The organism is Pseudomonas rossensis (genome assembly GCF_039888995.1).
Classification (GTDB): domain Bacteria; phylum Pseudomonadota; class Gammaproteobacteria; order Pseudomonadales; family Pseudomonadaceae; genus Aquipseudomonas; species Aquipseudomonas rossensis.
This window is the reverse complement of the sequence record NZ_JBBWCB010000185.1, coordinates 1-8,879: the sequence shown is the minus strand read 5'-3', so window position 1 is coordinate 8,879 and position 8,879 is coordinate 1. Positions and strand designations below refer to the sequence as shown.

9 protein-coding genes are annotated in these 8,879 nt (G+C 59.2%); 4 read left to right on the top strand and 5 right to left on the bottom strand.

The annotated features are described in order from the left end of the window. From WLY71_RS27960 to WLY71_RS27945, 4 genes are all read left to right on the top strand, one after another. Positions 1-301: CheR family methyltransferase (locus WLY71_RS27960; RefSeq protein WP_347806139.1), on the top strand; the 301-nt coding region annotated here is incomplete at its 5' end. Continuing rightward, complete coding sequence (locus WLY71_RS27955) at positions 298-891, top strand: chemotaxis protein CheB (RefSeq protein WP_347806138.1); 594 nt, start codon at positions 298-300, stop codon at positions 889-891. The genes WLY71_RS27960 and WLY71_RS27955, both read left to right, overlap by 4 nt. Beyond that, positions 885-2,066 (top strand): hybrid sensor histidine kinase/response regulator, encoded by a 1,182-nt coding sequence (locus tag WLY71_RS27950; RefSeq protein WP_347806137.1) that lies wholly within the window; start codon positions 885-887, stop codon positions 2,064-2,066. The genes WLY71_RS27955 and WLY71_RS27950 overlap by 7 nt, the downstream gene beginning before the upstream one ends. Before the next feature lie 77 nt (positions 2,067-2,143). Beyond that, positions 2,144-2,521 carry a response regulator gene (locus WLY71_RS27945; RefSeq protein ID WP_008146959.1) on the top strand — a complete coding sequence of 126 codons (378 nt, stop codon included), beginning with the start codon at positions 2,144-2,146 and terminating at the stop codon, positions 2,519-2,521. Between the two features lie 134 nt (positions 2,522-2,655). Here WLY71_RS27945 and WLY71_RS27940 read toward each other — a convergent pair whose 3' ends face one another. The 5 genes from WLY71_RS27940 to WLY71_RS27920 form a co-directional block, all read right to left on the bottom strand. Continuing rightward, positions 2,656-4,308, bottom strand: coding sequence for an ATP-binding protein (locus tag WLY71_RS27940; RefSeq protein WP_425589969.1), 1,653 nt, complete (start codon positions 4,306-4,308; stop codon positions 2,656-2,658). A 14-nt stretch (positions 4,309-4,322) separates the two neighbouring features. Then, the gene (locus WLY71_RS27935; RefSeq protein WP_347806135.1) at positions 4,323-5,825 is read right to left on the bottom strand and encodes an ATPase domain-containing protein; all 1,503 of its coding nucleotides are present in this window, start codon (positions 5,823-5,825) and stop codon (positions 4,323-4,325) included. A gap of 116 nt (positions 5,826-5,941) precedes the next feature. Further along, positions 5,942-6,997: a tetratricopeptide repeat protein gene (locus WLY71_RS27930; RefSeq protein WP_347806134.1), complete on the bottom strand. Its 1,056-nt coding sequence runs from the start codon at positions 6,995-6,997 to the stop codon at positions 5,942-5,944. A 179-nt stretch (positions 6,998-7,176) separates the two neighbouring features. Then, entirely contained in the window at positions 7,177-8,598 is a 1,422-nt protein-coding gene (locus WLY71_RS27925) for an efflux transporter outer membrane subunit (RefSeq protein ID WP_347806133.1), read from the bottom strand. Then, on the bottom strand, positions 8,595-8,879 hold a 285-nt coding region (locus tag WLY71_RS27920; protein ID WP_347806132.1), incomplete at its 5' end, for an efflux RND transporter permease subunit. The genes WLY71_RS27925 and WLY71_RS27920, both read right to left, overlap by 4 nt.

The following is an 8,879-nucleotide window of genomic DNA, read 5'->3' as shown; positions in this document are numbered from 1 at the left end:
CTACTACACGGCGGCTTACGGTTACGCCATTTTCGACAAGACGCTGTGTGAGAACGTGACCTTCGCCGATCACAGCTTGGCGACCGACAGTGTCTTTTCAGAAACTCAATTAATTTCGTGTCGTAATGTATTGATTTATTTCAACAAAAAGCTTCAGGATCGTGCTTTCGGTTTGTTTCATGAGTCCCTTTGCCATCGAGGATTTTTGGTGCTGGGTAGTAAGGAAACCCTGGATTTTTCGGCCTACGGCAACCAATTCGAACCGTTGGTCAAACAAGAACGGATTTACCGCAAATCATGAACAGTGCAGCGGATTTTCCTTCTATAGAGGCCATCGTGATTGGCGCCTCGGCCGGCGGTGTGGAGGCGTTGCTGAACATCCTCAGCCCATTGCGAGAAGGCTTCAAGCTGCCGATCATCGTGGTTTTGCACCTGCCGGACGAACGTCGCAGCCCTCTGGCCGAGGTGTTCGCACGGCGAGTATCCATGCCTGTACTGGAAGCCCGCGACAAGACGCTGGTTGAAGCCGGAACGCTGTATTTCGCGACACCGGGTTATCACTTGTCGGTGGAGCAAGACCGCAGTTTTTCCTTGAGCCTGGAAGCCCGCGTGCATTATTCGCGACCGGCCATCGATTACCTGTTCGAGTCGGCCGCCGATGCCTACGGTTCAGCCCTGGCCGCGGTGTTGTTGACCGGAGCCAACCGTGATGGCGCCCACGGCCTGGCCCAGGTCAAGCGTCGTGGCGGCATGACCATCGTCCAGGACCCGGATGAAGCCCAGGTCGCGACCATGCCTCAGGCTGCGCTTGATCTACACCAGCCGGACCACATTCTCCCTATACGCGGCATCGGCCGTCTGCTTGTCGAGCTGGAACGAATCGCATGCTAAGTACTATCCAAGCCAAACTGCTGATCGTCGACGATCTGCCGGAGAACCTGTTGGCGCTCGAAGCGCTGATCAAGCGCGAAGACCGTATCGTCTATAAAGCCTTGTCCGCCGACGAAGCCTTGTCGCTGTTGCTGCAACACGAATTCGCCATGGCTATTCTCGACGTGCAGATGCCCGGCATGAACGGCTTCGAGCTGGCCGAGCTGATGCGCGGCACGGAAAAGACCAGGAACATCCCGATTGTCTTCGTCAGTGCGGCCGGTCGTGAGCTGAACTACGCGTTCAAGGGCTACGAAAGCGGCGCCGTGGATTTCCTCTACAAGCCGCTGGATATTCATGCGGTCAAGAGCAAGGTCAACGTGTTCGTCGAACTGTTTCGCCAAAGCAAGGCAATGAAACAGCAGGTCGAAGAACTGGAGCAAAGCCGCCGTGAGCAGGAAGCGCTGCTCAAGCAGTTACAGAGTACCCAGCTGGAACTGGAGCAAGCGGTGCGCATGCGTGATGACTTCATGTCCATCGTCGCCCACGAAGTCCGCACGCCGCTCAATGGCCTGATCCTCGAAACCCAGTTGCGCAAGATGCACCTGGCCCGGGATAACGCCGCGGCGTTCACCCTGGACAAGATGCACGCGATGGTCGATCGCGATGAGCGGCAGATCAAAAGCCTGATCCGCCTGATCGAAGACATGCTCGATGTGTCGCGCATTCGTACCGGCAAGTTGTCGATACGACCGACGCGCTTCGATATGTCGGCGCTGGTTCGCGGCTTGTTGCAGAACTTTGCACCGCAGATCGATGCTGCCGAGTCCTCGGTCACCTTCGAGGCCGAGCAACCGGTGGTGGGCAACTGGGACGAATTTCGCATTGAACAGGTGATTTCCAACCTGCTGACCAATGCTTTGCGCTACGGCGCCAAGAGTCCGATCACCGTTAAGGTGTACAGTGAGAGCGGTCAGGCTCGGGTGGAAGTGCGCGACCTTGGGATCGGTATCAGCGAAGAGAACCAGAAGCGTATTTTCCAGCAGTTCGAACGCGTCACGGCCAAACACGCTGTCGCGGGGTTGGGCCTGGGCTTGTTTATTTCCGAACAGATTGTGGCCGCCCATGGCGGTTCCATTACCGTCGAAAGCCGGATTGGCGAAGGCGCCTTGTTTCGCGTTTGTCTGCCGCTGTAGGAAAACAGCCAGATAAACGCAACCTCTGATCGACCCCACGGTCGTATCAGCAGCTATTGACCGAACAAAGGCTTCCCATGAGTGAAGATGCACAAGACGTCGTATTGATCGTCGAAGATGACCCCTCGATTTTGATGGTGCTGTCGGCCTATCTGTCGGGGGAGGGCTATCGGGTATTGCAGGCCGAAAACGGCGAGCAGGCCTTCGAGATTCTGTCGAGCAAACCACATCTGGACATGATGATCACCGACTTCCGCCTGCCGGGCGGAATCTCTGGCGTTCAGATTGCTGAACCCGCCGTGAAGCTGCGACCGGAACTCAAGGTCATTTTCATCAGCGGTTATCCGCAGGAAATCCGCGAGACGGACAGCCCGATCACCCGTAAAGCACCGATTCTGGCCAAGCCGTTTGATCTGGATGTACTGCAAGAGCTTATGCAGGAAATGCTTTCCTGAGAGCCGCATGTTCTGTGTAGCAGCTGCCGAAGGCTGCGTTCGGGCGCGCAGCGGCCGCTTATCTGGGCTACACAATCCCTTGGCGAGGACTTCGTCCTCGAACGCAGCCTACGCCAGCTGCTACAGGGGGCGCGTCAAATCCGGATCATCTCCCGCACCTTCGCCGTCAGCAGGTCGAAGGTGAACGGCTTGGTGATCATCTGCATGCCAGGATCAAGGAAACCGCCACGCACCGCCGCGTGTTCGGCGTAGCCGGTGATGAACAACACCTTCAGATCCGGCCGGTATTGCCGGCCGATTTCTGCCAGTTGCCGGCCATTCATGCCGGGCAATCCAACGTCGCTGATCAACAGATCGATACGCTGCCCGGAGTCGAGAATCGGCACCGCGCTGTCGGCATCGCCAGCCTCGACGAAGGCATAGCCCAGATCACTCAGCACCGTACTGACCAACACCCGAACCGCCGGATCGTCCTCGACGATCAGCACGGTTTCGCCATTCTGTGCGAACGGAGCGTGCTGGATGTGCACCGGGCTGTCCTGAGGCACGTCACCGCCGAAACGTGGCAGAAACAGACTCACCGTGGTGCCTTCGCCCACTTCACTTTGAATGGCGACGTGGCCGCGTGATTGTTTGCTGAAACCATAGATCATCGACAGTCCAAGGCCTGTGCCCTGGCCGATGGGCTTGGTGGTAAAGAACGGATCAAAGGCCCGGTTGATGGTGCTTTGCGGCATGCCACACCCGGTGTCTGTGACGCTCAGCACCACGTAATCACCTGGTTGAAGGTTGCTCTGGGCCTCGGTGAAGCCAATGTCCAGATACTGATTGCTGGTTTTCACCACCAGTTTGCCGCCGTCGGGCATCGCATCCCGAGCATTGATCACCAGATTGAGCAGGGCGCTTTCCAATTGGTTGGGATCGGCTTCGGCCACCCAGAGTTGTTCGCTCAGTTGCATGTCCAGCTGAATGCTTTCGTTGATGCTGCGCTGAAGCAATTCGCCCATGGAGACCACCAGGGTGTTCATCTCAACGGGTTTGGAGTCCAGCGACTGACGCCGGGAGAACGCCAGCAGTCGGTGGGTCAGACCTGCCGCGCGGTTGGCTGAGGTCACGCCCAGGTCGATCAGACTGTCCAGATCGTCGGTGCGCCCACGGGCCAGACGTCGGCGCAGCAGCTCCAGGCTGCCGATGATGCCGGTCAGCATGTTGTTGAAGTCGTGGGCAATACCGCCGGTGAGCTGGCCGACCGCTTCCATCTTCTGCGATTGGCGCAGGGCTTCTTCATTGTGTCGTAGCTGGGCGGTGCGTTCCTCGACCTGCTGTTCGAGGGTTTCGAGGGTGTTTTGCAACCGCAGTTCGCTTTGACTCAGATCGATCAGCCGGTCCCTCGCTTCGTACTGTCGTCGACGCCCGCGCAACGCGGTGGTCACCAGGCTGATCAATGTTATCGGGTGAAAGGGACGCTCAAGAAAGGTCACGTTTCCTAGCTGTGGGCCGTAGAGCGACGCCGGGTTTTGTTCCGGGCCACCATGGTGGGTCATCAATACAATCGGAAGGTCCGACCAGGCAGGCTGTTGCTCGATAAGCTCGAACAGTGGTTCAAGATCACCGCCCAACAAGGCCTCGGAAGAGATCAGCAGCAAGCCTGCCCCTTGCTCCAGCTCGCTGCACAGCGCCACCAGGTCCCGAGTAATCACCCCGTCGTAACCCGCTTCATTGAGCATCATCAGCGCAATCTGGCTGTCGCGACCCAGCGGCGCGAGAATGATCGCGCGCTCGGACATCGCTTCCTGAGCAATCACGGGCTTTGTTCCTCAAGCAAGGGTTTGCTGGCGCCCAGATAAGTGGGAACGCCACGCAATACGCCCTCAAAGGCATCCAGCGGTTCACCAATCGTCATGCCCTGAGCGCTGATTCGGTATTCCCGAATGGTTGACTCATGGCTGCCCGTGCGTTTCTTGATGATCGAGATCGCCCGGCGAACCTTGCCCAATGCCTCGAAGTAGCGCAGCAGGATGACCGTATCGGCCAGATAGGTGATGTCGACAGGGGCTTGCATGTCACCGACCAGCCCATGCTGGGCGACGGTCATGAAGGTCGCGGCACCTTGGCGATTGAGGTACAACAGCAACTCGTGCATGTGCAGTACCAAGGCGCTTTCCTCGGGCATCGCCGCCTGATAGCCATTGATGCTGTCGATCACCACGGTCTTGATATCGCCCTCATCGACACAGCGACGAACCCGGTAGGAAAACTCTCCGGGGGACAACTCGGCCGCGTCCACTTGCTCGATCAGCAGGTTGCCGGTGTCTTGCAGCGCCTGGAGGTCGATGCCGATGTTCTTCATGCGCTCGAACAGCAACCCGAGCTCTTCATCGAAAATGAACAGCGCAGCTTTTTCGCCACGGGCCACGGCGGCAGCAGCGAAGATCATCGAGATCAGCGATTTTCCAGTACCGGCCGGGCCAAGGATCAGCGTACTGGACCCGGTCTCGATCCCGCCGCCGAGCAGGGCGTCCATCTCCTTGATGCCGCTGGTCAACTGCTGGCGGATATAGCGACCGCGGTGCTCGGCGGCCACCAGACGCGGGAAAACATGCACGCCATCGCCCATGATGGTGAAGTCATGAAACCCGCCACGGTACTTCTGGCCACGGTATTTCACCACACGGATCCGCCGCCGCTCGGCGCCATAGTTGGGGGTCAGTTCTTCAAGGCGAATGACGCCGTGGGCCACACTGTGCACGGTTTTGTCGAGGGATTCGGTGGTCAGGTCGTCCAGCAACACCACTGTGGCGTCATAGCGCACAAAGTAGTGTTTGATTGCGAGGATCTGGCGACGGTAGCGCAATGAGCTTTGGGCCAGCAGACGAATCTCGGAAAGACTGTCGAGCACCACACGGGTCGGCTTGACCCGTTCGACCACTTCGAAAATCTGCTTGGTGGCTTCGCCCAGTTCAAGGTCCGAGGAATACAACAAGCTCTGCTGATGCTCGGCATTGAGCAGGCTTTCCGGGGGCGTCAGCTCGAAGATGTGGATGTTCTCATCCAGCTCCCAACCGTGGGACAACGCACCCTGTCGCAGCTCCCGCTCGGTTTCCGACAGCGTGATGTACAACGAGCGCTCGCCGGCACGAGCGCCGGCCAACAGGAAATGCAAAGCGACGGTGGTTTTGCCGGTTCCGGGTTCACCCTCCAGTAAAAACACATGCCCGCGGGACAATCCACCGGCCAGGATGTCATCCAGACCTTCGATGCCGGTGGCGGCTTTTGCACTGATCAACTCGTTAGATGTAGACAAAAAATGCCCTCTCATGACTAGGGGAAACGAGGCAGCAGGCCGTAAGTGCCTGAATGGACTACCTGTTCTCTTGACCCTTGGCCGAGACGACGAGTTCAACGAAATTTCTGCTGTTGTTAAAGCCCTTGCTGCAAGGCGGGGTCGTCGGGATTGAGTTGTTCAAGTTGCGCCAACAGAATCTGTACGTTCTGCAGCTGGCCGCTTTCTTTCCAGTAGTTGATCAACAATACCCGGGCTTTTCGGTCGGCCGGGTGGCGCTGGACGATCTCCTGCAACTGTTTCTGCGCCGCTTCCAGCTCCTGTTCATCGTGAAGCGTGGTGGCCAGGTCGTAGCGGTAATCCTTGTTGTCCGGCTCCAGCTCCACGGCTTTGGAAAGGCCGAGCAGGGCGAACTCACTTTGCCCGTGATGCAACAGCCAGAGCCCCAGGGCATGTTGCAGGTAGGCTGAATCGGGCTGAGCCTTTAGCTGCTTGGCCAACAGTTGCCGGGCAGCATCGTTTTGGCCCAGGCGATCCAGCACGTCGATTTGCATCACCAGCGCGGGCAGGTTGCCGGGCGCAAGACGCAAGGTGTTCTCCAGTGCCTGCTGCGCCTCTTTCCATTCTGCGTTATGAAGATGCAGCCGAGCCAATTGATATTGGTTGTCGGCGCTTTCCGGTTGACTCTTCAGGTCCTGTTCCCAGGCATCGATGGCTTGCTCCAGCGGTCCGAAGTACAAACCGAGATCGTCCGGCGATAGCCCCAGCAAGGCGTTCACGGCGGCATAGCGGACGCGCTGTTCGCCGTCATCGAGTAACGGGCCCAGCAGCAGGCTGCGCTGACCGCTGGGCACCAGACCGCTGATGCTTTTGATCGCCGCAATACGCACGTCTGGCGATTCATGCTGCAAGTCCGCATCCGCCAGTTTCAAGGCCACGGAGCTGGGGTAGTTGGGCAGTTCGGCATGCAACCAGACGCGGCGTTTGACCGATATATCAGGGCGGCCCAATTGCTGGTAGAGGACCCGCGCTGCGCCCGGCTGGCCTGCGCGAGCCTGGTTCAGCGCCTCGCTGTAGCCACGCTTGATCGCCTCCGGCACGGCGGGGGGTGTGCTGCGCAGGAAAAACCAGGCAACGCCGATGGCAAACAGGACGCAAAGGCTGATGAGCAAGTAGCGGCGGGAATGGGGCATGCAGGAATCCGGGAGCTGGCGAGCTGTTGCAAAGTTGCCAGCTTCGGTCAGGCAAGGCTGTGAGTCAAACCCGGTGTTGGGGGGACGTGGTGAGCAGACAAAAAAAGCCCCGCGACCGAATGAGGCGCAGGGCAAAGGAATTGGTTGGTTGCGGCCAACCAAAGGAGCTCGTTAAAACTTTACTTGCTGGCGACCGTCTCTGGTTGCCAGCCACCGCCCAGGGCTTTGTAAATCGCGACAATGCCGCGATACAGATCGACTTCGGCCTGGGCCTGAGTGTCTTCAGCCGCCAGGCGCTCACGCTGAGCGTCGAGCAGGACGAGGAAGTCCGCAGTGCCTTCGCGGTAGCGGATTTGGGCGAGGTCGGCCGCGGCGCGGCTGGATTCGCTCTGACGAATCAGCGAAATCAGGCGCTGTTGACGTTTGCCGTAGTCGCTAAAGGCGTTTTCCGATTCTTCCAACGCCAACAGTACTTGCTGCTCGTAGGTCGCCAGGGCGCCTTCGGCATCAGCATCGGCGCCACGTAGACGGGCGCGCACGCTGCCAAGGTCGAACGCCGCCCAGGTAATGCTTGGGCCCAGTGCCCAGGCGTTGGCCGCCGAGGAACCGATTTGCGAACCGCGTCCGGCGGTGAAGCCAAGGAAACCGCTGAGGCTGACCCGAGGGAACAAATCAGCCTTGGCCACGCCAATACGGGCGGTGGCGGAGGCCAGTTTGCGCTCGGCGCTGAGAATGTCCGGGCGACGTTGCAGCAGTTCACCCGGATCACCAATCGGCAGGGCCTTGGCGATCGCAGGCAAGTCTTTTGGACTCAGGTCGACGGTCAGCTTATCCGGCCGCTCACCCAACAGAGTGGCGATGCGGTTTTTCTGCCGAACCTGTTCGGCCTGCAATTGCGGCACGCTGGCTTCGACAGATGCCAGGCGCGCATCGGCGCGAACCACATCGAGCTGATCGCCGACACCGGCATCACGCAGGCTGACGGTGATCTTGCTCGATTCCTGCTGGTTATTCAGGTTGGCCAGGGCGATCTTTTCCCGCAGCTGCGCACCGCGCAGTTGGCCGTAGGCATCCACCAGTTCGGCAATCATCGAGACTTGCAGTTGGTACAGGTCGGCTTCGAGCGCTTGCTGTTCGGCGTCGGCGGATTCCAGGTTGCGCTGGATACGCCCAAACAGGTCGATCTCCCACGCCATGTCCAGGCCCAGGTCGTAGCGTTCGCTATTGACCCGCTTGGTGGTCTGGCCCGGAATCTGGCCCTTGCCCAGGTCACTGCTGGCCCGGCTGGTGATGGTTGGCATGGCGTCATTGCTGACGTCATCGCGAATTGCGCGGGCCGCTTTCCAGCGAGCGAAGGCTACGCGCAAATCACGGTTGCCTTGCAGCGATTGAGTCACCAACTGGTTGAGGGTCGGATCTTCGAACTGCTGCCACCAGATGCCTTCGAAACGCGAGCGGTCGTAGTTCTTCTGACCGGCGCTGCCATCGGTGGCGGTCGTGATGTTGGCCGGCTCAGTGGCTGGGGTCTTGTAGTCCGGGCCGACGGCACAGGCACTCAGGGCCAGTACCAGAAGGCTCGGCAGGAAGGCTTTCAGGCTCATTGTTGCGCCTCCAGTTTCAGGGCCTTGGCCGCTTTGCGCTTTTCACCGCGCTCCACAAAATTACGAATCAGTACGTAGAACACTGGCGTCAGCAACAGACCGAAGAAGGTCACCCCGAGCATCCCCGAGAACACCGCCACACCCATGGCATGACGCATTTCGGCACCGGCACCGCTGGAGAACACCAGTGGCACAACACCCATGATGAACGCGAAGGAAGTCATCAGAATCGGCCGCAGACGCAGACGGCAAGCTTCGAGCACCGCGGCGAGCGGGCTGAG